Source organism: Streptomyces sp. GD-15H, assembly GCF_045291515.1.
Taxonomy (GTDB): domain Bacteria; phylum Actinomycetota; class Actinomycetes; order Streptomycetales; family Streptomycetaceae; genus Streptomyces.
Genome location: NZ_CP149447.1, coordinates 1,814,745 through 1,836,409 on the forward strand (window position 1 = coordinate 1,814,745; position 21,665 = coordinate 1,836,409).

General features: G+C 71.1%; 19 protein-coding genes and 3 pseudogenes. 12 read left to right on the forward strand and 10 right to left on the reverse strand.

All coding sequences use genetic code 11. The features are described from left to right. Nucleotides 1–39: 39 nt before the first annotated feature. The 3 genes from WJ438_RS08685 to WJ438_RS08695 form a co-directional block, all read right to left on the reverse strand. Nucleotides 40–618, reverse strand: a complete 579-nt coding sequence (locus WJ438_RS08685; protein WP_406724695.1) for a sugar kinase — start codon at nucleotides 616–618, stop codon at nucleotides 40–42. Continuing rightward, entirely contained in the window at nucleotides 615–1,799 is a 1,185-nt protein-coding gene (locus WJ438_RS08690; RefSeq protein ID WP_406724696.1) for an ROK family glucokinase, read from the reverse strand. The genes WJ438_RS08685 and WJ438_RS08690 overlap by 4 nt, the downstream gene beginning before the upstream one ends. 248 nt (nucleotides 1,800–2,047) lie before the next feature. Then, nucleotides 2,048–2,785, reverse strand: a complete 738-nt coding sequence (locus WJ438_RS08695; protein WP_406729631.1) for a GntR family transcriptional regulator — start codon at nucleotides 2,783–2,785, stop codon at nucleotides 2,048–2,050. A 128-nt stretch (nucleotides 2,786–2,913) separates the two neighbouring features. Here WJ438_RS08695 and WJ438_RS08700 point away from each other — a divergent pair, with 128 nt between their 5' ends. Continuing rightward, on the forward strand, nucleotides 2,914–3,936 hold the full coding sequence (locus WJ438_RS08700; protein WP_406724697.1) for a Gfo/Idh/MocA family oxidoreductase: 1,023 nt from the start codon (nucleotides 2,914–2,916) through the stop codon (nucleotides 3,934–3,936). Between the two features lie 181 nt (nucleotides 3,937–4,117). Beyond that, the gene (locus WJ438_RS08705; protein WP_406724698.1) at nucleotides 4,118–4,990 is read left to right on the forward strand and encodes a Cof-type HAD-IIB family hydrolase; all 873 of its coding nucleotides are present in this window, start codon (nucleotides 4,118–4,120) and stop codon (nucleotides 4,988–4,990) included. 154 nt (nucleotides 4,991–5,144) lie between these two features. Here WJ438_RS08705 and alc read toward each other — a convergent pair whose 3' ends face one another. Beyond that, complete coding sequence (gene alc, locus WJ438_RS08710; RefSeq protein WP_406724699.1) at nucleotides 5,145–6,302, reverse strand: allantoicase; 1,158 nt, start codon at nucleotides 6,300–6,302, stop codon at nucleotides 5,145–5,147. Between the two features lie 125 nt (nucleotides 6,303–6,427). Further along, nucleotides 6,428–7,768, reverse strand: a complete 1,341-nt coding sequence (gene allB, locus WJ438_RS08715; RefSeq protein WP_406724700.1) for an allantoinase AllB — start codon at nucleotides 7,766–7,768, stop codon at nucleotides 6,428–6,430. A gap of 245 nt (nucleotides 7,769–8,013) precedes the next feature. On the opposite strand from allB, the gene WJ438_RS08720 reads away from it, so the two are divergent. Next, the gene (locus tag WJ438_RS08720; protein ID WP_406724701.1) at nucleotides 8,014–8,817 is read left to right on the forward strand and encodes an IclR family transcriptional regulator; all 804 of its coding nucleotides are present in this window, start codon (nucleotides 8,014–8,016) and stop codon (nucleotides 8,815–8,817) included. 106 nt (nucleotides 8,818–8,923) lie between these two features. On the opposite strand, the gene WJ438_RS08725 is transcribed toward WJ438_RS08720, so the two are convergent. After that, nucleotides 8,924–9,241 carry a DUF5955 family protein gene (locus WJ438_RS08725; protein WP_406724702.1) on the reverse strand — a complete coding sequence of 106 codons (318 nt, stop codon included), beginning with the start codon at nucleotides 9,239–9,241 and terminating at the stop codon, nucleotides 8,924–8,926. Nucleotides 9,242–9,490: 249 nt separating this feature from the next. On the opposite strand from WJ438_RS08725, the gene WJ438_RS08730 reads away from it, so the two are divergent. The 4 genes from WJ438_RS08730 (at nucleotide 9,491) to WJ438_RS08745 (ending at nucleotide 13,817) form a co-directional block, all read left to right on the forward strand. Beyond that, nucleotides 9,491–10,129, forward strand: coding sequence for an NTP transferase domain-containing protein (locus WJ438_RS08730; protein WP_406724703.1), 639 nt, complete (start codon nucleotides 9,491–9,493; stop codon nucleotides 10,127–10,129). Between the two features lie 143 nt (nucleotides 10,130–10,272). Next, entirely contained in the window at nucleotides 10,273–11,898 is a 1,626-nt protein-coding gene (gene aceB, locus WJ438_RS08735; RefSeq protein ID WP_406724704.1) for a malate synthase A, read from the forward strand. 234 nt (nucleotides 11,899–12,132) lie between these two features. Continuing rightward, nucleotides 12,133–12,948: a LysR family transcriptional regulator gene (locus WJ438_RS08740; protein ID WP_406724705.1), complete on the forward strand. Its 816-nt coding sequence runs from the start codon at nucleotides 12,133–12,135 to the stop codon at nucleotides 12,946–12,948. Then, entirely contained in the window at nucleotides 12,915–13,817 is a 903-nt protein-coding gene (locus WJ438_RS08745) for an acyl-CoA dehydrogenase (RefSeq protein WP_406724706.1), read from the forward strand. The genes WJ438_RS08740 and WJ438_RS08745 overlap by 34 nt, the downstream gene beginning before the upstream one ends. 33 nt (nucleotides 13,818–13,850) lie before the next feature. Here WJ438_RS08745 and WJ438_RS08750 read toward each other — a convergent pair whose 3' ends face one another. Both WJ438_RS08750 and WJ438_RS08755 read right to left on the reverse strand, forming a co-directional pair. Further along, nucleotides 13,851–14,738: a HipA family kinase gene (locus WJ438_RS08750; RefSeq protein ID WP_406729632.1), complete on the reverse strand. Its 888-nt coding sequence runs from the start codon at nucleotides 14,736–14,738 to the stop codon at nucleotides 13,851–13,853. Continuing rightward, a pseudogene (locus tag WJ438_RS08755) lies at nucleotides 14,627–15,067 on the reverse strand (hypothetical protein); the annotation flags it as partial. The gene WJ438_RS08750 and the pseudogene WJ438_RS08755, both read right to left, overlap by 112 nt. 205 nt (nucleotides 15,068–15,272) lie before the next feature. Here WJ438_RS08755 and WJ438_RS08760 point away from each other — a divergent pair. The 5 genes and pseudogenes from WJ438_RS08760 to WJ438_RS08780 form a co-directional block, all read left to right on the forward strand. Further along, a pseudogene (locus WJ438_RS08760) lies at nucleotides 15,273–15,479 on the forward strand (IS30 family transposase); the annotation flags it as partial. Then, nucleotides 15,463–15,792 carry an integrase core domain-containing protein gene (locus WJ438_RS08765; protein WP_406724707.1) on the forward strand — a complete coding sequence of 110 codons (330 nt, stop codon included), beginning with the start codon at nucleotides 15,463–15,465 and terminating at the stop codon, nucleotides 15,790–15,792. The pseudogene WJ438_RS08760 and the gene WJ438_RS08765, both read left to right, overlap by 17 nt. A gap of 29 nt (nucleotides 15,793–15,821) precedes the next feature. Further along, nucleotides 15,822–15,994, forward strand: a pseudogene (locus WJ438_RS08770) (trypsin-like serine protease); the annotation flags it as partial. Between the two features lie 172 nt (nucleotides 15,995–16,166). Continuing rightward, complete coding sequence (locus WJ438_RS08775) at nucleotides 16,167–17,405, forward strand: hypothetical protein (protein WP_406724708.1); 1,239 nt, start codon at nucleotides 16,167–16,169, stop codon at nucleotides 17,403–17,405. 416 nt (nucleotides 17,406–17,821) lie between these two features. Next, a complete protein-coding gene (locus WJ438_RS08780) occupies nucleotides 17,822–18,517 on the forward strand; it encodes an MOSC domain-containing protein (protein WP_406724709.1) in 696 nt (231 codons plus the stop codon). Between the two features lie 139 nt (nucleotides 18,518–18,656). Here the strand turns inward: WJ438_RS08780 and WJ438_RS08785 are convergent, their stop codons facing one another. Together WJ438_RS08785 and WJ438_RS08790 are read right to left on the reverse strand one after the other, a co-directional pair. Beyond that, nucleotides 18,657–19,856, reverse strand: coding sequence for a cysteine desulfurase-like protein (locus WJ438_RS08785; RefSeq protein ID WP_406724710.1), 1,200 nt, complete (start codon nucleotides 19,854–19,856; stop codon nucleotides 18,657–18,659). Between the two features lie 233 nt (nucleotides 19,857–20,089). After that, nucleotides 20,090–21,649, reverse strand: coding sequence for a M28 family peptidase (locus tag WJ438_RS08790; protein WP_406724711.1), 1,560 nt, complete (start codon nucleotides 21,647–21,649; stop codon nucleotides 20,090–20,092). Nucleotides 21,650–21,665 lie beyond the last annotated feature (16 nt).

Below are 21,665 nucleotides of genomic sequence, written 5' to 3' on the forward strand. Positions count from 1 at the left end.
GGCGGTCGGGACGGGAGGGAGCGAGGGAGCGGCGCGGGGTCAGGGAACCGTCCGGGAGACGACGTACACCTTGGGAAAGCCCGGCTTGCCGTGGTTGACGACGACCTCGTGGGTCGGCGCGGGGTCCTTCTGCTCGTTGACGAGCCCGGACCACGTGCCGGGGCGGTCGAACTTCCAGCCGGTGATCTCCTGGTCGCGGTCGCTGATGGTGATGTCGTCCCGCTTCAGTTCGTCCTGCTGCACCCCCATGCTGGTGAGGAAGGCGCTCAGGCCGGCGTCGGTGGTCTCGAACTCGACGTAGAGGCGGCTGGTCTTCCAGTTGTTGGTCTCGTAGGTGGCCACCCACCAGGCGGGGTGCGGGACCGGCACCTGGTAGAGGCGGCGCTGCAGCTTCGACGGCCAGCCCTGGGTCAGGCCGTTGGCCGAGTACTTCGCCTCCTTGTTCTTGCCGCTCGCGCGGCTCTGGTTCGCGGAGATCACCAGGTACCCGGCCGGGACGCCGATGAGCAGCACGATGATCAGCAGGGTGAGCGCCCTGCGGCGGATCATGTGCAGGCGGTCCTCGGGCGGCCGGGGCCTGCCGGGAAAGCGTGCCTGCGGGGGAAGGTCGCCCGTCACAGCGTCTCCTGGGGGGTTCGGCGGGCCTCCGCGTACCGCTCGTAGCGCTCGTACCGCTCGACCCGGCGGCGCTTGGCGCGGCGGAAGCGGCGGGCGACCAGGCGGGCGAGGTCGGCGGCGCCCACCATGCCGGCCTCGGGGCCGAGCTGGGCGCGGACGATATGGGCCTCGGGGCGGTAGCCGCGGCCGGTGAGGTGGCGCTTGAAGGCGTCCCGCGCGGGGCCGATCAGCAGGTCGTCGGCGGCCGAGACCCCGCCGCCGATGACGAAGCAGGAGGGGTCGAGGGCGGCGGCGAGGTTGGCGATGCCGACGCCGAGCCACTGGCCGATGTCCTGGAGGAGCTCGATGCACATGGCATCGCCCTCACGGGCCAGCTCGGTGATCATCGGGCCGCTGATCTCGGCGATGTTCCCTTTGACGTGCTCGATGATCCCGTAGGCGACCGGCGAGTCGGCGGCGGCCAGTTCGCGCGCCTCCCGGACCAGTGCGTTGCCGGAGCTGTACTGCTCCCAGCAGCCGCGGTTGCCGCAGGGGCAGCGGTGGCCGCCGGGGACGACCTGCATGTGGCCGAACTCGCCGGCGACGCCGTACTTGCCGCGCTTGACCTGACCTTCCTCGAGGATCGCGCCGCCGATGCCGGTACCCAACGTGATCATGACGAGGTGGTCCTCGCCGCGGCCGGCGCCGAAGCGCCATTCGGCCCAGGCGGCGGAATTGGCGTCGTTGTCGACCAGGACGGGGACGGCCAGGCGTCCGGCGAGCCGGTCGCGCAGCGGCTCGTTGCGCCACGACAGGTGCGGGGCGAACAGCACGCGATTGCGGTCGGCGTCGACCCAGCCGGCCGCGCCGATGCCGACCGCGTGCACGTCGTGCCGGTCGGACAGGTCCAGCACCAGTTCGACGATGGTGTCCTCGACGACTCTCGGGCTCTTCGACTTGTCCGGGGTTTCGGTGCGGAGCCGCTCCAGAATGTTGCCGTCGGCGTCGACGACGCCCGCCATCACTTTCGTACCGCCGATGTCGATGCCAACAGTCGGCACGCGCGGGGCCGACAGGTGGGAGCGGCGTTCCCGGGTACCGACCGTGCGGAGCACGGGTGTACGGCGGGAGCCGATGGGGGTTGCGCCCGCCCGAGCGGAACTCAGCGCCCTGGGCAGTGTGAGGTCGCGGTAGGTGCTCATTGTCGCCGATTCTGCCTCACCGTGACCCTGGGTGGCGTACTCGGGCGCAAACGCATCGCGTGACGCCTGCCGCTCCTGGGGCACTCGCGGCGGCCTCCTGGTGCGTGCCGGCGGCTCCCTCCCCGGAACGACGCCCCGCATCTGCGCACCGACCGCACCGAAGCCGGTCACATTGTCCGGACAATGTGACGAGGATCGGCTCAAGTCCCTGGTGTTCACTGGGATGTTCACGCTGGATCTCACCGGCTTCACGACCGTACGAGCAGCTGGAACTCGAACGAGTAGCGGCCGGGCCGGTAGATGTGGGTGCCGAATTCCACGGCGCGTCCGGTGTCGTCGAAGGTCACCCGCTGCATGGTGAGCAGCGGGGCGCCCGTCTCCTCACCGAGCCGCTCGGCCTCGACGGCACTGGCGGCGCGGGCGCCGATGGCCTGGCGGGCGCTGTGCAGGGTGATCCCGGCGGACCGCATCAACCGGTACAGGCCGGTGGCCTCCAACTGACCGGTGTCCAGGTCGAGCAGCCCGGATGGCAGGTAGTTGCACAGGTACGCCATCGGCTCGCCGTGCGCGAACCGCAGCCGCTCGATCCGGTGCACCTCGCCCGCCTCTGCCACACCGAGGGCCGCCGCGACCTCGGCGGACGCGGGGACGACCGTGTTGACCAGGACCTTCGTGGCCGGGCGCTGGCCCGCCGACTCCAGGTCGTCGTAGAGGCTGCTGAGCTCCAGGGGGCGCTTGACCTGGCTGTGCACCACCTGGGTGCCCACCCCTCGCCGCCGTACGAGCAGACCCTTGTCGACGAGGGACTGGATGGCCTGACGGACGGTCGGCCGGGACAGGCCGAGCCGCCCGGCGAGCTCGATCTCGTTGCCCAGCAGGCTCCCCGGGGTCAGCCTGCCGTGCTCGATGGCGGCCTCCAGTTGCTGGGCGAGCTGGAAGTACAGCGGTACGGGGGAGCCTCGGTCCACGCTCAGATCCAGCTGCACGGTCGGGTCCACTCCTGGTTTCGGCACGGCCCGAGCGTAGTCCCACGCGTGGTTGACGGGAAGTCGTGTCGTTCGATTGTCCGGACATGCGGATTGACAGGGAGGGGCGCGGGCCGCAGGTTGTTCCCATGCGCATCGGGGTCATCGGTACGGGCCGTATCGGCACCATTCACGCCCACACACTCAGCAGGCACCGCGACGTCGGTTCCTTGATCCTCACGGACGCGGAACCGGCTCGGGCACAGGCACTCGCACACCGGCTCGGTGAGACGGCGGCGCCCGGGGTGGACGAGATCTACACCTGGGGGGTGGACGCCTTGGTGATCACGACGGCCACGTCCGCCCACGCCGAACTCATCGGCCGGGCAGCCCGGTCGGGGCTGCCGGTGTTCTGCGAGAAGCCCATCGCCCTGGATCTGGCCGGTACGTTACAAGCGGTCACGGAGGTCGAGGCGGCCGGGACCGTCCTCCAGATGGGCTTCCAGCGCCGGTTCGACCCGGGCTACCTGGGCGCGCGTGAGGCGGTGCGCTCGGGACGGCTCGGCCGGCTGCACACCGTACGGGCGATGAGCGGCGACCCGGAGCCGCCGCCTGCCGGGTGCCTGCCGCAGTCCGGCGGGCTGTACCGGGACACCCTGATCCACGACTTCGACCTCGTGCGCTGGGTGACCGGCCGGGAGGTCGTGGACGTCTACGCCGTCGGCTCCGACGCCGGTCCGGCCATGTTCCGCGAGGCGGACGACGTGGACACCGGCGCGGCGCTCCTCACCCTCGACGACGGCACACTCGCCGCCCTCACCGCGACGCGGATGAACGGCGCGGGCTACGACGTACGCATGGAGCTCGCCGGGGAGCGGGACCAGATCGTGGTCGGCCTGGACGACCGTACGCCGATCGCGTCCACCGAGCCGACCGGGCCGCCGGCCGCGGACAAGCCGTGGACCGGGTTCGTGGAGCGTTTCGGGCCCGCGTACGAGGCGGAACTGATCGCGTTCGTCGAGGTGGTGCGCGGTGAGCGGGCCAACCCCTGCGACGGGCGCGAGGCCCTGCAGGCACTGCGCGTCGCGGAGGCGTGCGAGGTGTCCCGGCGGGAGCGCAGAGCGGTACGGCTGAGGGAGATCACCGGCGGGGCGGCATCGCCCTTCGGGTGAGGTCCGGAAGCCCTCGGGCGCGCTGACGCCCCGTCCTGTTGCGCCACCGCGCTCGGGAGGCGGGCCCGTCGCGTGCGCACCAGGGGCGCCAAGCCGTCCCAACGAATTAGGCAAGGATCCTTACTAGAATGGCCGCGGCCCGGCCGAAACCGTCCCCGAAGATGCAGAACAGGATCCTTCCATGACCGCGTCCACCGCGTCGCCCACCGTGTCCACCAGCCTCCCCCACCTGCCCGGCGTGCCGGTCGACATCAGGCTGGTCGTCACCGACATGGACGGCACCCTCCTGGACGACGCCGGAAATCCGCCGCGGCGGCTGCGCCGGACCATGTCGCTCCTGCGCGAGCGCGGTGTGCTGTTCAGCCCGGCGAGCGGCCGTCAATACGCCACCCTCGCCCGTCTGTTCAAGGGCTTCGACGACGGCATGGTCTTCATCGCGGAGAACGGCACCCAGGTGGTCCGCGACGGCATCGAACTCGCCTCCGACCCGCTGGACCCCGCCGTCGCCGCCCGGCTCGTCAGGACGGTGCGCCGACTGGCGGACGACGGCACGGACGTCGGCGTCGTCGTCTGCGGCAAGCGCCACGCCTACACCGAGCGCACCGACGCGGCCTTCCTCGCCAAGGTCGCCCAGTACTACGTCGCCCACCGGAACGTCGCGGACGCCACCGTCGTCGACGACGAGATCAACAAGATCGCGATATTCGGTTTCGCCCCCGCGGCCCGCACCATCGCACCGGCCCTGACCGAATTCGCCTCCACCCACCAGGTCGTCGTCTCCAGCGAGCACTGGGTCGACGTGATGAACCGGACCGCCGACAAGGGCACCGCCCTGCGCCGCGTCCAGCGGGAACTGAACGTCACCCCCGCCCAGACGCTGGTGTTCGGCGACTACCTCAACGACCTGGAAATGCTCGACGCCGCCGAGTGGTCCTTCGCCATGGCCAACGCGCATCCCGACGTCCTGAACCGCGCCCGCCATGTGGCCCCGTCCAACAACGACGACGGCGTTCTGCGCACGATCGAGCGGCTGCTCGCGCTGCCCGGCGAGTGACGGCACGGCACGTCAGCACTCCCGGGTGTCCTCCAGGAAACCGGCGTCGTGGACGAGCGGGGCGATCTGCACGCGACACCGGCACGAACCCGGCGGACGGCCCCACGCCCCGGTCGGGCCGCGATGACTCGCCGGACCCGCCGGGGCTCGTGGGTCAGCCGGCCAGTTCCCGGTGGCGGGCGGCCAGGGCGGTCGAGCCCTGCTCGGTCAGCGAGCCGAACAGGCGCAGCCGGGAGATGCCGCCGTCGGGAAAGATGTCCACGCGCGCGTGCGTACCGATCGTCGGGACGGGGAGGACGAAGCGGTGGTTGGTGTCGGGCTGGAGACGGGTGCGGGGCAGGATCTCCCGCCAGCCGTCGCCCCCGCCCTCTCCGTCCGCCACGCCGCCCTCGGCGTCCCGTACCGACACCGAGGCCCAGCCGGCGCTGTTGCCCTTCAGGTACGCCGTGTCGATCTCGAGGGCGCGGATCCGTGCCTGACCGGTGAGCCGGTAGCGGATCCAGTCGTGGCCCCGGTCCCGGCGGCGCCGGGTCTCCCAGCCGTCGTCCATCTTGCGGGAGCGGTCGGGCCGGATGGTGTTCGCGGCCGGTGAGTAGAAGCGGTCGGACGCGTCCTCGACCCGGCCGCCGTTCTCCAGGGCGACGACGTCGAAGGTGCCCAGGGCGCCCAGCCACCCGGGGTCCGGGACGACGTCGCCGTACACGCGCAGGCGCGCGATGCCGCCGTCGGGGTGCTGGGACAGGCGCAGGTGGGTGAAGCGCCGCCCGGCCGAGACGGCGAAGCCGTTGGCGGCGTGGCCGCCCACCGGGGTGCGCGGGAGAAGCGTCGTCCACTTCACCCCGTCCGAGAGCAGTTCCTCCGGTGTCGGGGAACCGGGCACCGAGGCGCCCTCGACCGATACGGCCTGGGGATGGTTGCCGCGGAAGTGGGCGGTGTCGACGACGACGCCTCGGACGACTCCGGGCGCGCCGAGGCGGATCAGCGCCCAGTCGTGGTCCTCGGGCGCTGGCCAGGGTTGCCCGGCGGAGGGGCCGCGGCGGCGCCGGGTCTCCCAGCCGTCCATGACCTTGCCCTTGTGCCCGAAGTGCTCTGGATCGAACAGCGGGCGCTCGGGCAGCAGCAGGTTCTCGCGCTGGGCGAAGAACTCGTCGTTGGCGGCGACGACACCGGCGCCGAGCCGACGGTCGGCGAGATCGGTGAGGTCGGCGAAGGGGAAGTCGGCGGTGCGGTAGTCCGCGTAGGGGTCACCGCCGCCGTAGGGGGCCGCGTCGCCGCTGAAGCGGGGCCACGGGGAGGGATACTGCGCCGTCACGGTGATCCGATCCTGCCTTTCGGGGGTGGGGAGCCGGTGGCCGGAGGTCGGCAGTCGGGAGCGGGAGACGGGGTCGAGTGGGTCGGTCGTCCGGCGCCTTCCGTCTCCGCGTCCTCGCCCCGGCGTCAGGGGATGCGGGTGAGCAGGTGGCCCTTCGGTTCGGTGAATTCGCCGTCGGCCATGACGCGCCGACCGCGCAGCCAGGTGGACTTCACGACGCCGTACAGGGTTCTACCCGCGTACGCCGTCACCCGGTTGCGGTGCTGGAGCCCCTCCGGGTCGACGGTGAAGGTCTCGTCGGGTGCGAGGACGGCGAAGTCGGCGTCGCGGCCGGGCGCGATGGCGCCCTTGCGGGTGCCGAGGCCGACCAGCTCCGCCGTGCGCGTCGACATCCAGCGCACGACGTCCTCCAGGCCGTGGCCCCGCCTCCGGGCCTCGGTCCAGACGGCGGACAGGCTGAGCTGGAGGCCGGAGATGCCGCCCCAGGCGGTGGCGAAGTCGGCGGTCTTGAGGTCGGCGGTGGACGGGGAGTGGTCGGTGACCACGCAGTCGATGACGCCGTCCGCCAGAGCCCGCCAGAGCGGGTCCTGGTTGGCGGCTTCGCGGATGGGCGGGCAGCACTTGAACTCGCTCGCACCGTCCGGGACTTCCTCGGCGGTGAGGGTCAGGTAGTGGGGGCAGGTCTCGACGGTGACGCGTACCCCGTCGGACTTGGCCTCGGCGATCAGCGGCAGCGCGTCGCTCGAGGACAGATGCAGGATGTGCACGCGCGCGTCGAGACGCTTCGCCTGCGCGAGGAGCAGGGCGACGGCGGTGTCCTCGGCGTCGCGCGGACGGGAGGCGAGGAAGTCGGCGTACTTCGGGCCGCCGCGGAGCGGGGCGGCGGCGAGGTGGCGCGGGTCCTCGGCGTGCACGACCAGCAGCCCGTCGAAGGCGGCGATCTCCGCCAGGGCGCGGGCCAGTTGCTCCGGTCCGAGGTGCGGGAACTCGTCGACGCCGGACGGCGACAGGAACGCCTTGAAGCCGAAGACCCCGGCCTCGTGCAGCGGGCGCAGGTCCGTGACGTTGCCCGGCAGGGCGCCGCCCCAGAAGCCGACGTCGACATGTGCCCGGCCCGCGGCGGCCCGCTGCTTGATGCGCAGGTGACCGGCCGTCGTCGTCGGTGGGAGGGAGTTGAGCGGCATGTCGACGAGCGTCGTGATGCCGCCGGCCGCCGCCGCGCGGGTGGCGGTCCAGAAGCCCTCCCACTCGGTACGGCCCGGGTCGTTGACGTGCACGTGGGTGTCGACCAGGCCGGGCAGCAGAACGTCGCCGCCGAGGTCCGTCAGGCGGGCCGTCCCGGGGAGGGATGCCTCGTACGGCAGGACGGCCGTGACGATGCCGTCGGCGACCGCGACCGACGCGGCCCGCGTTCCCTCGGGAGTGATGACGCGCGTCGAGCGCAGTACCAGTTCGGTGTCGGACACCCGTGCCCGCCTCCCTTCCACCGGCGTTCTTCCCGGGATTTCAACTTTCTGTTGAAGGAGTCTTCACTCCCCCTTCCCGTCGTCAAGGGGCACACTGCCCGGAGAGCGACCAATGGCCCCTCTCTGGACGTTTCCATAAAGCGGAATTAGAATTCCGATAAACAGAATGCAGTGACGCACCATCGGGCAGCCCACCGGCCGCGGGGTAGGCTTCCCCTTCCCGCAGCCCCGAAAGGAAACGCGCCGTGCCGACGTCCAGCGCCAGCACCAACGGCTCCGCCCGGTCCGCCTCCGGCGGGGTCCAATCCCTCGAGCGCGCCTTCGACCTGCTCGAAAGGATGGCGGACGCGGGCGGCGAGGTCGGTCTCAGCGAGCTGTCGACGAGCAGCGGGCTGCCCCTGCCGACCATCCACCGCCTGATGCGCACCCTCGTCGCATGCGGTTACGTGCGCCAGCAGCCCAACCGCCGTTACGCGCTCGGCCCACGCCTGATCAGGCTCGGCGAGTCCTCCTCCCGACTGCTGGGCACCTGGGCACGCCCGTACCTGGCCCGCCTGGTGGAGGAGACGGGCGAAACGGCGAACATGGCGCTGCTCGACGGGGACGAGGTCGTGTACGTCGCGCAGGTGCCGTCCAAGCACTCCATGCGGATGTTCACCGAGGTCGGCCGGCGCGTCCTGCCGCACTCCACCGGTGTGGGCAAGGCCCTGCTCGCAGGTTTTCCGCCGGAGGACGTACGAGCTCTGCTCGCCCGTACCGGGATGCCCGCCGCGACGGACAAGACCATCACCACGCCGGAGGGGTTCCTGGCGGCGCTCGACGAGGTGCGCCACCAGGGCTACGCCATCGACGACAACGAGCAGGAGATCGGCGTGCGCTGCCTCGCCGTTCCGGTGCCCGACTCCCCCACCGCCGCGGCCCTCTCGATCTCCGGCCCCGCGGGGCGGGTCACGGAGTCGGCCACGGAGCGGATCGTGCCGGTACTCCAGCAGGTGGCCGCGGAACTCTCCGAGGTGCTCACCACTCCGGGCGGCGGCCCGACGGTCTGACGCGACCCCGTCGCCCGGCCCGGTCGGCCGCCCCGCAGACCCGCCGCCCCTCGACCGCAGCGCCCGCGCACGCCCCCTTTCGAAAGGCGTTTCGCAAGCTTGTCCGTCAACCTCGGGGTGACGGTTCGAACAGTTCCACCGCGTCCCGCACCTCCCGCAGCCCCGGGGCCAGTGCGCTCACCGAGCCGATCGCGCCGGCGATCAGCAGCAGGGAACGGCGCAACCGGGGGATCTCGGCATTGCCGTCCGCCACCATGGCGTCCAGTGCGGCCAGCTCCTCCTCCGCGATGCTCCGGTCAGAGAACTCCGCGGGGTGGGACGCGAGTTGGCGCCGCAGCCGGGACACGGCGGAGCGCAGCCCCGTCACCCGCGGGTCCTCCTGACGACTGCCGCCCGTACGCCTTTGCTCTACGCTCCGCAACACAGTCCTCCCCCTCACGCACCACGGTGCACCTCTCCCCACCGGCCTCGCCGCCCCCGTCGCCGGTGCGCGCCAGTAAACGCCACGCCGGCCCTCCGCGCCAGTCCGCTGCGTCATCGGTTTGCTCCAGAGCGTGACATCGCGCGCTCGATGCGCCCCTCCCCCGCCCTCTTCCCACCCCTCCGCGCGCCGCCTCCGCACCCCCCATCGCACCGCGCGGACACCCGGCGGCAAGTGCGGTATGCAGGGCGCATGACGATACCTCGGACGAGCCCGGACACCGCACAGGCGGTCCCGGAACGGGTCGCGGGACTGCTGCTCGCGGCAGGCGGCGGACGACGGCTGGGCGGCCGCCCCAAGGCACTGCTGACGCACCGGGGGCGACCGCTCGTGGAGCACGCCGTACGGTCCCTGCGCGAGGGCGGCTGCGAGCGCGTCCACGTGGTGCTCGGCGCGGGGGCGGACGAGGTGCGCGCGCGTGCCTCATTGCCGGGCTGCGTGCTCGTCGACAACCCTGGATGGGAGCGGGGCATGGGCTCGTCCCTACGGGCCGGGCTCGCCTCGCTGGCCGGTACGGACGCACGGGCCGCACTGGTCCTGCTGGTCGACCAACCCGGGATCGGGCCAGAGGCGGTCGCGCGGGTACTCGGCGCACGCGCGGCGCGAGAGTCGCGGGAGTCGCTCGCCTCGGCCACCTACGCCGGCGTACGCGGTCACCCGGTCCTGTTCGGGTCCGGGCACTGGGCCGGCGTCGCCGCGACCGCGACGGGCGACCGGGGGGCGCGCGCCTACCTGAAGAAGCACGCGGACCGGGTCACGCTCGTCGAGTGCGGGGACGTGGCCGAGCCCTACGACATCGACACGGAGGAGGATCTGGCCCGCCTCGAGTGAACGGAAGGGCACCGAGCGCCACCGTGACCCGAACCGAAGCGCCTCGACCCGAAGATCCTCGACATCAACAGAGCATTGAACTTCCACGATAAGGAAACTACTATCCAGCGCCCAGAGCGCCCGCCTGAAGGAAGTGACAGCTGATGTCCGCACCAGCGCCGTCCCCGCTGGCCATCGTCGACGCCGAACCCCTGCCCGGGCAGGAGGAGGTCCTCACCGAGGCGGCACTCGCCTTCGTGGCCGAGCTGCACCGGCGGTTCACGCCCCGGCGTGACGAACTCCTCGCCCGCCGCGCGGAGCGCCGTGCCGAGATCGCCCGCACCTCCACGCTCGACTTCCTCCCGGAGACGGCCGCCGTCCGCGCGGACGACTCCTGGAGGGTGGCCCCGGCCCCCGAGGCCCTGAACGACCGCCGCGTCGAGATCACCGGCCCCACCGACCGCAAGATGACCATCAACGCCCTCAATTCGGGCGCGAAGGTCTGGCTCGCGGACTTCGAGGACGCCTCCGCGCCCACCTGGGAGAACGTGATCCTCGGCCAGCTCAACTTGATCAACGCCTACACCCGGACCATCGACTTCACCGACGCGGCGTCCGGCAAGTCCTACGCCCTGCGCCCGGACGAGGAGCTGGCGACGGTCGTCACGCGCCCGCGCGGCTGGCACCTGAACGAGCGGCACCTCATCGCCCCGGACGGCACTCAGGTGCCCGGTGCCCTGGTCGACTTCGGGCTGTACTTCTTCCACAACGCCAAGCGTCTCCTCGACCTCGGCAAGGGCCCGTACTTCTACCTCCCGAAGACGGAGTCCCACCTGGAGGCCCGCCTGTGGAACGAGGTGTTCGTGTTCGCGCAGGACTATCTGGGCATCCCCCAGGGCACCGTCCGCGCCACCGTCCTCATCGAGACGATCACGGCCGCGTACGAGATGGAGGAGATCCTCTACGAACTGCGCGATCACGCCTCGGGGCTGAACGCGGGACGCTGGGACTACCTGTTCTCCATCGTCAAGAACTTCCGTGACGGCGGCGCCAGGTTCGTCCTCCCGGACCGCAACGCGGTCACGATGACGGCCCCGTTCATGCGGGCGTACACCGAACTCCTCGTACGTACCTGCCACAAGCGGGGCGCGCACGCGATCGGCGGTATGGCGGCCTTCATCCCCTCCCGCCGGGACCCGGAGGTCAACAAGGTCGCGTTCGAGAAGGTCCGCGCCGACAAGGACCGCGAGGCGAAGGACGGTTTCGACGGCTCCTGGGTCGCCCACCCGGACCTGGTCCCGATCGCCATGGAGGCCTTCGACAGGGTGCTGGGCGACAAGCCGCACCAGAAGGACCGGCTGCGCGAGGACGTCCACGTCAGCGCCGCCGACCTGATCGCGATCGACTCCCTGGAGGCCAAGCCGACGTACGCGGGCCTGGTCAACGCCGTCCAGGTCGGTATCCGCTACATCGAGGCCTGGCTGCGCGGCATGGGTGCGGTCGCCATCTTCAACCTGATGGAGGACGCGGCCACCGCCGAGATCTCCCGCTCCCAGATCTGGCAATGGATCAACGCGGGTGTCGTCCTCGACAACGGCGAGCGGGTCACCGCAGAACTGGCCCGCAGGGTCGCCGCCGAGGAACTGTCGAACATCCGCGCCGAGACCGGCGACGAGGCCTTCGCGGCGGGCCACTGGCAGCAGGCCCACGACCTGCTCCTGAAGGTCTCCCTCGACGAGGACTACGCCGACTTCCTCACCCTGCCGGCGTACGAGCAGCTCCAGGGCTGACGCTCACCCGTGCCCGTGGCCCCCGGGAGACCTCCGGGGGCCACGGGCACCCGGGGGTTGCTCGGCCGCCCGCACCCCGGAACTCGACGCGCTCCCGGTACGCGAAGGGACTGTCCGGCGCTGCGGGCGGTCATATCCACGAAGCGCCGAGTCCATTTGGCTGACCCATTCAGCCTTCTCCGAGTCGGTCGATCATCTGTTGACATTCCCCGGGAGCCATGAAATGCAGACGGCATGGATTTTCGCCAACTCGAGTACTTCAGGGCCATTGTCGAGGCCGGCTCGGTTTCGCAGGCCTCCAAGAATATGAACATGACACAGCCGCCGGTGAGTCACGCCGTCGCGAAGCTGGAGCGGGAGCTCGGTGTGCGCCTTCTCGAGCGGACGGCGAAGGGTGTCCACCCCACCCAGGCCGGGCTCCACCTGCTCTCCAGAGGCGAGCGCCTGCTCGCCGACCGGAACCGTGCGGTCGAGACACTGAGGTCGATGGCCGAGGGGGCGGCCGGAGACCTGCGCATCGGCGTGGAGCCCATGGTCATCAACGAAATCACCGCCGATGTCCTGGCGGAGTTCCTCGACCAGGCTCCCAGCGCCCGCGTGAGTCTGATCGACGTCACTCCCGATGTGATCGTTCAACGGATTCGGGCCGGTGAATTGGACATGGGCTGCGTTCCGTTCGCCCCCGCACAATTCGCCGGGTTCGTCGCGGACATCTGCGAGTGGTCTCCCGTTATCGATATCGACATCAAGCTCGCCGTGCCGAAATATCGCGCGAAGGAACAGCACCCTGACGGAAAAGGTTGGGGTCGCTGGATTCTCCCGTCCCCGATTCCCGCCTTCTCGGGAATGCCCGACGCCGCGGAGAAAGCCCTGTCGGCCGACCATTCCTTCGAAGTCATCGAGGTCTCCACGCCACAGACCGCGCTCGCTTTCGTCGCCGCGGGCCTGGGCGTCGCCCCTGTGACCGAGCGCATGGCCGGCAAAAACGACGCGGTGGCCCTTCTCGATCCCCCGCGATGGCTCAGGCCCATGCAGGCGACGAGGCGGTGACCGAACTCTTCACCCAGGAAGCGTTTCCCCTGGTGGCGGGGCAGTCCACCACGTGCACCGGCCAGGCCGTACGGGAGGACGGCGGCTACCGGGTGAACGGCGTCTGGCAGTTCGCGGCCGGGGTGTCCATGGCCACCCACCTCAATCTCGCGGTGACGGTCCAGGGGACGGGAGAGAGGCTGGTCTGCCTGGTTCCCCGCGCCGCCCTGCGGATCAGCGACAACTGGGACATGCTCGGGCTGCGGGCGACCGCCAGCCTCGACTACCGGGCCGAAGACCTGCTGGTCAAGGACACCTATGTCTTCCGCCCCGGCCCGGAGCACGCCCGGCGGGGCCGTTCCCTGCAGGGCCTGAGTCCCGCGCTGCTGGCCGGGCTGCATCAGGCGGCCTGGTCGCAGGGGATCGGACGGCGCATGCTCGACGAACTGCGCGAGCTGACGCAGCGCGAGGACCCCGCAGCGGGGTCCCCGGTCACCAGTGACGAGTTCTTCGCGGAGTACGCACGGCACTTCTCGCACGTCCGGGGCACCACGGCACTGCTGCGCGAGACCTGGCGCGACAACGAGTCGACGCTCGCGGCCCAGGCCCCGCTCGACGACGAGCAGGAGACGATGTCGCGGCTCGCCTGCAGCCTCGCCACCCGGACCGCGCTGGAGATCAGTCAGCTCGTGCATCGCTTCGCGGGTGCCCAGGTCATGCGGGACGGCGCGTTGCAACGCTTCTTCCGCGACAGCCACGCCGGAAGCCAGCACCGGGGCTCCTCGCACATCGTGACGCAGAAGTGCGGCCGGATCCTGTCGGGCACTCTGCCCGCCGGGTTGCACTGGGGGTTCTTCGACCTCGTCGTCACCGAGCAGGCGGCGGCGTGAGCGGGCCCGCGGGGTCCGAGCAGGATCCAGCCCTCATCCCGGCCGTGATCCCAGGTGCACCGACCAGTCCCGTTCCGCCTCCGGCTTGCCGTGCAGGTCGGGGACGCGCTTGAGCCAGTCCGGGCGGCCCTGCCGGGTCCGGGCCGCGCGGCGCGCGTTCTCCTCGGCCAGTTCCTCCGCGGCGGGGAAGTCGGTCGGCAGCCACGCCGGTGAGGCCCGCACGCGCGCGTGGAGATACGCCACGTACGCCTCGCGGGCCGCGTCGGGCGTCGCGAAGTCCGGGTCGTCGGCCAGCCAGGCGTCGGGCACCTCGTCGGTGATGGCCCGCAGCAGTTCCTCGGTCACCCGGGGCGCCAGTTCGGCGTCGGCGGCGCGGACGTCGGGCGCGTAGCCGCCGAGGGCGTGGTGACGGAAGTCGTACGCCTTCGCCGGGTCGGAGGCGGCCCAGCGGTGATGGAAAACGAGCGCGGCACCGTGATCGATGAGCCACAGACGCGGCGGGGCGACGCCGAACGTCGGCCAGACCATCAGATTGGAGCTGTGCGTGGTCCGGTCCACGTTCACCGTCAGCGCGTCGAGCCAGACGGTCCGGCCGGCCTCCACCGGATCGACGGGGAAGACCTCGGCGACCTCGGGCGTGAAGTCTTGCGCGCCCGACAGGTAGTCCATGCCGAGGTTGACCCCGGCACTGGCGGAGTGCAGTTCCCGTACCTCCTGGTGGGGCTCGCCGTCGGCGATCGCCGGGTCGAAGTCCACCAGGACCAGCTCCGGGAAACGCAGCCCCAGGGCACGGGCCAGCTCACCGACGATCACCTCGGCGACCAACGCCTTGCGTCCCTGCGCGGACCCCGTGAACTTGACGACGTACGTGCCGAGGTCGTCGGCCTCGACGATCCCGGGCACGGAACCACCGGACCGCAGGGGTGCGATATAGCGGGTGGCAGTGACCTCGGACAGCATCTCGCCAGGCTACGCGATCCCTTGGCCTTGCAATCCATGACCTCCCCAAGATTCCCGTGTTCCGGCAAATCGGCCACGATCAGCCCTGGGGAGTTTCGGCCGGCGCACTGATCTCCCGGCTCCCCGAGCAGTCCGTCGATCATGGCGCGCCCCTTGCTCCCGGCCTCCGGCATGAAGTGAGCGTAGTGACCGAGCGTGACAGCCGGCGAGGAGTGCCCGAGCCCTCGCGCCAGCGTCACCACGGACTCCCCCGCCTCCAGCATGATCGAGGCATAGGCGTGACGCGGCACCAACGAGAACACCTATCGGTGCAGCCTTGGCGGGCCGGGCTTCTTCGACGGGAGGGGTTCGGCGGGACCACCGGGTGACTCGGAGAACACGTGCCGGAAGGCTTTCCGTTGAGATGTCCACGGCGGTCCACAGGGCGAGAGCCCTGGCCGGGAGTGACTTGATAGAAGCCTGCTGAGCCGTCAACTCGCAATAGGTCTGTCCCCTGGCCAGGGCCCTCGTATCAACGGTCTGCTGCGGCAGTACTTTCCCAAGGGAACGGACCTCTCCCGCTACGGCACTCGCGAGCTCGATGCGGTCGCTGCCACCTTGAGCAGCCGACCGCGCAAGACCCTCGGCTGGAAGACCCCGGCCGAGGCCCTCAACGAGCAGCTACCGTTGATCCCACAGGCCGGTGGTGCGACGACCGGTTGAATTCGCCCCGTACACGAGCCTGACGTTTGGTCAGCACTGCGAGGAAGCGGGCATCCGACCATCGACCGGACGGACCGGCTCGTGCTTCGACGACGCCGTCACCGAGAGCTTCTTCGCTTCCCTGGAGACCGAACTCATCGACCGCACCGCCTTCCGCCCCCGACACCACGCCGAGCAGGCCCTCTTCGCCCACCTCGAAGGCTTCTACAACCCGCGGCGCCGTCATTCGGCGAACGGTCACCTCAGCCCGGCCGAGTACGAGCGTCGACACGCGGCCGAGCCATCCGTCAACCGCGCGCAGACCGCGGCATAGCCCGCAAGCCCGTCCGCGTCCGTCAGATCGGGGCAACTCCAACCAACGTCTGCGCCGAGGCGGGCGACACCGGAGGGCCCGCCTTCTCCGGACCACGGCCCTTGGCCTGCTCTCGGGCGGCAGCGGAAACTGCACCTCCGGCGGCACCACCTTCCACCAGTCGATCACCGAGGTCCTCGCGGCCTACGGCCCGACCCTGTACTGGCGGCCCGGCTGCCGGGCCTTCCCGGCCGTGGTAGCCCTCCGCGACCCCCGAGCGAAGGACCCTGTGTCGAAGCGTACTTGGCGCCGGGCCCACCCACCTCTATGTTGACGGCGTCCATTCAAGCCGAGGTGCTGCCACAAGCGGCACCTCGACAACCGAGGAGGCCCCCATGTTCGGCCGGAGAAGACCGAGAACCCGATGGACCGCCACCAGCAGTGTCCTGGCGATGCTGGCCGGAGCGCTGGCGCTGACCGTCCCGGCGGGCGCTGCCGCCGCGGACCGGCCGGCCGCCACCCCTGCGGCCGCCGTGACCGAGCACCTGCTGGAACACGGCCGCACCGCGATCGGTGCCACCGCCCGTGACACACCGCGCGTCGACATCACCCGCAGCGCCGACGGCTGGGCCTTCGGCACGGCCGTGCTGGCCACCGAACCGGGATCGGACCGGATGCCCCAGGGGTGGCTGTTCCTCGCCGAACGCGAACGCGGCACGTGGCGTGTGGCATTCGAGGGCGAGGAGGGGTTCGCCGAGCTGTCGAAGCGCTCTCCCGTGGTGAAGGCCCAGGAGAAGCCCCTCTTCGCCCAGCGGGACGGCAAGCAGAAGGACACCCTCGACCGCGGGGCCCCCGGTGCCGACGGCGACGTCACCGTGTACAGCGCCGGTGACTACCGTACGGGCATGGCGCTGCCCACGACCATCGGCGCCAACACGGTCATGACCAGCGGCCCCCACGGCTGGAGCGGCAGCGCGGCGCCGTGGAGTTCACTGGACTTCGCCGGCGGCGACGAGGCCGTGCGCGCGGCCCGGCAGGGGACGGCCTACACCATGTGTCGGGGCTGGATCAGGGTCGTCCACGACCGCGGCTACGCCACGGACTACTACCACCTGTGGAACAACATCAACACCAACGGCGGCTGGGTGAACACCGGCGCCTTCCTCGGTTCCACGGGCACGGACGTCACCTGCGGCGGTGCCGCCTACGGCCGCCATGTCCACTTCGGCCTGATCCAGAACGGCTCGTACATTCCGATCGCGGGCCACAACCTGGGCAAGTGGGTGCTCTACAACGGCTCCGCCGCCTACCAGGGGTCGGCGATGCACGGCAGCCGGCGGGTGTACGCCGGGGGGACCCTCTACAACTACGGCGCGCTGGGCCTCACCCAGGCCGTGATTGACGCCAACGGCGGCACGTACGTCAACAAGCGCTCCGGGCCCGGCACCGGTTACGCGTCCAAGGGCACGGTGGCGGACGGAGCCACGGTCGGCATCGCCTGTTCCCGCTACGGCACCTCGCACACCGGCCGCTACGGCACCACGAGTCTGTGGAACAAGCTGACCGACGGCACGTGGGTCAGCGACGCCTATGTCTGGACGGGGGTCAACGGACCGGTCAACGGTTGGTGCTGAGACACCGACGGGCCGAGCGGGGCCCAACGCCCGGTTCCCGCTCGGTCCGCCAACTCCCGTGCTCCGGACGGTTCCGCACCCACCGGGCGGCGGGAGAAGGACCGAAGGGACCGTCCGCGGGGAGGGGAGGGACAACCCCTGGCACCCCATCTGGTGGCCAGAAGGAGGTGGCCTCCTCCACGGTGGACCGGCGGCGCCCCCGGCGTACAGAACGCGCCATGCGGCAGCGGTGAGTGGCAGGAAAGGATTCACGGATGACCGGGGATCTACTGGAGTTCGGCCCAGGCCGACACAAGAATGGCCGCGTGCGCAGCGGCCATGACGCGCATGTTTTCGCAGGACAGGGTCTGGTGCGCGCGCCGTGCCCGCCCGTTTCTCCCTGACAGCGTCGGTCCCACACCCCTAGAGAGAGTCACGTGCACCTCAGAGAAATCTGGCGATTCCCCGTGAAGTCCATGCGCGGCGAGCGGCTGAAAAACGTCGAACTCACCGAGAACGGTCTGACCGGCGACCGGCACATCCACGTCCGTGACACCCGCGGCCTGCTGACGGCCCGGGTGCGTTCCCGGCTGCTCGGCCTCTCCGCGACCACGGCGATGGACGGCAGCGTGCTCGTCGACGGCCACCCCTGGGACAGCCCGGAGGCGGCGGAGTCGGTGCGCGGCGCGGCCGGCCCCGACGCGGAGGCCGTCTACTACAGCGGGCGCGAGCGGTTCGACGTCCTCAACCTCACCGTCATCACCGACGGCGCCGCCGAAGCCCTCGGCCACGATCCGCGCCGGCTCCGCTCCAACCTGGTGATCGGCGGTGTCCCCGGCCTCGCCGAACGCGACTGGCCCGGCCGCACCCTCCGCATCGGCGACACCGTCATCGGCGTCTGCAAGCTGCGCTCCCGCTGCGTCATGACGACCGTCGACCCCGACACCGGAGAGCGCAACCACGACGTCCTGCGCGACATCCACCGGCTGTACGACGGCGTCTTCGCGCTCGACTGTTGGGTGGCCTCGCCCGGGACCATCGCCGAGGGCGACGAGGTCAGACTGACCGACGAGCAGTGGCCGGAGCCGGTCCGCGGCGGCTGGATCGTCGGGGCGCCGTACCTGGTGCCCTGAGCCCGGACCGTACGACGCCTTCTCCACGCCTCGTGTCCACCCGGTCTCAGGGCACCGCGATCCTGGAGTGAGGGCAGCGCGAGGGCGTCTTCCAGAGCCTGCTGCAGGCCCGCCGTGCTCGGCGCCGGCCTGGGGCGGATCAGAGGAAGGACGCCAGGCCGTCGAGGAGCCGGTCCACGTCCTGCGCCGTGTTGTACGGAGCGATGCCGGCCCGCAGGGCGGGGCCCTCCAGTTTCAGCGCCGTGAAGGGCTCGTACGCGTAGAACTGCCCGGCCGTCGCCAGCACGTTCCGCGACGCCAGGTGGATCTGTGCCTCGCGCTCGTCACGGCCCACCAGCGTCATCAGCAGCGTCGGGGTCCGGTCCGCAGCCCTGGAGTGCAGCGTGACCGCGTCGCCGAAGGACCGAAGACCTTCCTCAAGGCGCGTACGGAGCGTCGACTCGTGCTCGTGCAGCGCGGTCAGCGACGAGGCCAGCCGCTCTCTGCGTGTGGTCCCGGCGCCCGGGTCCACCGCGGCGAGGAAGTCCACGGCGGCGCGGGCGCCCGCCAGGATCTCGTAGGGCAGCGTGCCGAACTCGAAGCGCTCCGGCACCTCGTCGGAGGAGGGAAGCAATTTGTCCGGTCGGAGCGTCTCGAGGAGTTCGGGTGCGGCCGCCAGCACGCCGCAGTGCGGGCCGAGGAACTTGTAGGGCGAGCAGACGAAGAAGTCCGCCCCGAGTGCCGGCACGTCCACCAGTTCGTGCGCGGCGTAGTGCACTCCGTCGACGTGGACCAGGGCGCCGATCTCGTGGGCCCGGTCGGCGATGTGGCGGACGGGCGGCTTGGTGCCCAGGACGTTGGAGGCCGCCGTGATCGCGACCAGCCGGGTGCGCGGGGAGAGGGCCCGCTCGAAGGACTCCAGGTCGACCTCGGCCGTCGCCGGGTCGATCTCGATCCAGCGGACCGTGGCGCCCGCGTGCTCGGCGGCCTGGATCCACGGCCGCACGTTGGTGTCGTGGTCCAGGCGGCTCACGACGACCTCGTCCCCCGCCCGCCACCCCTGAGCGAGGGTGCGCGAGAAGTCGTAGGTCAGCTGGGTGGCGCTGCGGCCGTGGACGATCCCGCCGGCGGGCATGTTCAGCAACTCCGCGTAGGCGGAACGGAACGCGGCGACGGCGCGTTCGGCGTTGAGTTCGGAGGGGCTGACGGTCCCCCGGTTGGACAGCGGTCCGGTCAGCGTCTCCGCGATGGCGTCGGCGACGGGTCGGGGCGTCTGGGTGCCACCCGGCCCGTCGAAGAAGGCGAGACCCCCGTCGAGCGAGGGGAAGTGGGCCCGGAGGGCGGTGACGTCGATGGCCATGGCCTCTGCTTTCTGTCGGGCGGCGTCAGTGGTGCGCGCGTGGCAGGGCAGGGCGGGGTGCCCTGTGGGGCACGGCCCCCGGCGCCGGTCCGCCGTGCCGGGATCGGAGCACGGCGGAGCGCGTCCCCGGTGCCGGGTCCGCCGGTCCGGACACCGGGGACGGTGGTGCTCTCCGATCGTGCCGGGCTTGCGTCTGATCGACAAGGACGCCCCCGGGGGAGGCGGGACGGACCCTACCGGGTCACACCGTACGAACCGACGGCGGGCCGGACGGCGTCGCGGTCGGCGGCCGTCCGCGGCGCGGTGGTGGCCGGAGGGCGCACGGAGCTGATGTCGTGCGCATACGTGCCCACCGCGTCGGCGATGACGTCGATGTTCTCCTCGAGCGTCGTCAGGCTGATGTTGTTGATGTCGTCACGCGCCCCGTGGTAGTTCAGGTCGAACGCGGCCCCCGCCGTACCCCCGAAGACGGCCGCCTCGGCGGGTGTCTTGAGCGCCTCCGCGCCGGCGAACGTCCCGCCGGCCGGGATGCCGGCGTCGAGGAACGGGCCGTAGTCGAAGCGGGCGACGAACGGGGTGCCCGCGTGCGGCCGGCCCTGCTTGCCGAGGAACGCGGCTATGTTCTGCTCCAGGCGGTCCGAGCCCGCGGGCGCGCTCTGGGTGTTGGCGCCGTCGGAGTTGTCGCCGTCGTAGACGAACATGGCGCCGTTCGTGGAGGCGATCAGCTCGAAGTTCAGGTAGAGCTTGATCTCCTGTTTGTCGAGCGGCGTGAGGTTCGCGACGTAGTGGTGCGAGCCGACCAGGCCGCTCTCCGCGGCGGACCACCAGGCGAACCGCACCTTGTTGCGGGGATTCTTCTCCTGCTTCGCCAGCTTCAGCGCGACGTCCAGCAGGGCGGCCGAGCCGGAGCCGTTGTCGTTGATGCCGGGACCGGCGTGCACCGAGTCCAGGGAGGCGCCGAGCATGACCGTCTCGGCGGCGTCGCCGCGCGCGGTTTCGGCGACGACGTTGTTGGTGGAACGGTTCTCCTGGAGCTGGCGGATCTCGAGGGATACGTTGACCGGGCCCGCGGCGAGGTCCGCGGCGAGCTTCTCGCCCTCGGCCTTGCTGATGCCGCCGGTGGGAACCTTCGCGGCGGACGGGTCGCCGAGGGTGCCCGAGAGGGGACCGTACCCGGCGTCGATGTTGTTGTAGATGAGGGCGCCGATCGCGCCCGCGGCGGCGGCCTGCTGCTGCTTGAGGGCGAAGGCGCAGCCTCCCCGCTTGATCAGGGCGATCCTGCCCGTGTAGCTGCCGGAGGCGAAGTCGCCCGGCTCGCAGCCGGTGGTGCCGTCCTCGTCGACCGGGACGGCCGCGAGGTCGGCGCGGATACCGCCGGCCGGCGTGGACGTGGTGTACGTCAGCGCGCGTATCTCGATGTCGTGCGGGGCGGGCGTCACGGTGGAGAGTTTTTCGGCCAACGTCTGCGTGTAGACGAAGTCGAACCTCTGGTACTCGACGTGGTAGCCCGCCTCCTTCAACTGCTGGTGGACGTAGGCGGCCGAGGCGTCGTGGCCGAGCGAGCCGGCGACGCGGTGACCGCCGGCCGGGTCGGCTATCGCCTGGAACTTCTTCAGGTGCGTTAAGGCGTCCTTGGCCGACGCCTCGCGTACCAGCGCCCTGGAGAGCGCGGCGGCGTCCCGGCCCGGCCGGTGCTGCCAGGAGGAGGCAGGAGAGGCGGAGGCCAGCAGGAGCGGGGTTACGAGAGCAACTGCGGCCAGGGCGGCCGCGGCTCTGCGAGGTGGTGCGTCCACAGAGGTCCTTCCCGAT

What these genes read in the sequence shown, in the direction of transcription:
- WJ438_RS08745 (WP_406724706.1), top strand. Translation starts at nt 12,915, where the DNA reads ATGGCTCAGGCCCATGCAGGCGACGAGGCGGTGACCGAACTCTTCACC.
- WJ438_RS08740 (WP_406724705.1), top strand. Translation starts at nt 12,133, where the DNA reads ATGGATTTTCGCCAACTCGAGTACTTCAGGGCCATTGTCGAGGCCGGC.
- WJ438_RS08700 (WP_406724697.1), top strand. Translation starts at nt 2,914, where the DNA reads ATGCGCATCGGGGTCATCGGTACGGGCCGTATCGGCACCATTCACGCC.
- aceB (WP_406724704.1), top strand. Translation starts at nt 10,273, where the DNA reads ATGTCCGCACCAGCGCCGTCCCCGCTGGCCATCGTCGACGCCGAACCC.
- WJ438_RS08775 (WP_406724708.1), top strand. Translation starts at nt 16,167, where the DNA reads ATGTTCGGCCGGAGAAGACCGAGAACCCGATGGACCGCCACCAGCAGT.
- WJ438_RS08730 (WP_406724703.1), top strand. Translation starts at nt 9,491, where the DNA reads ATGACGATACCTCGGACGAGCCCGGACACCGCACAGGCGGTCCCGGAA.
- WJ438_RS08690 (WP_406724696.1), bottom strand. Translation starts at nt 1,799, where the DNA reads ATGAGCACCTACCGCGACCTCACACTGCCCAGGGCGCTGAGTTCCGCT.
- WJ438_RS08705 (WP_406724698.1), top strand. Translation starts at nt 4,118, where the DNA reads ATGACCGCGTCCACCGCGTCGCCCACCGTGTCCACCAGCCTCCCCCAC.
- WJ438_RS08785 (WP_406724710.1), bottom strand. Translation starts at nt 19,856, where the DNA reads ATGGCCATCGACGTCACCGCCCTCCGGGCCCACTTCCCCTCGCTCGAC.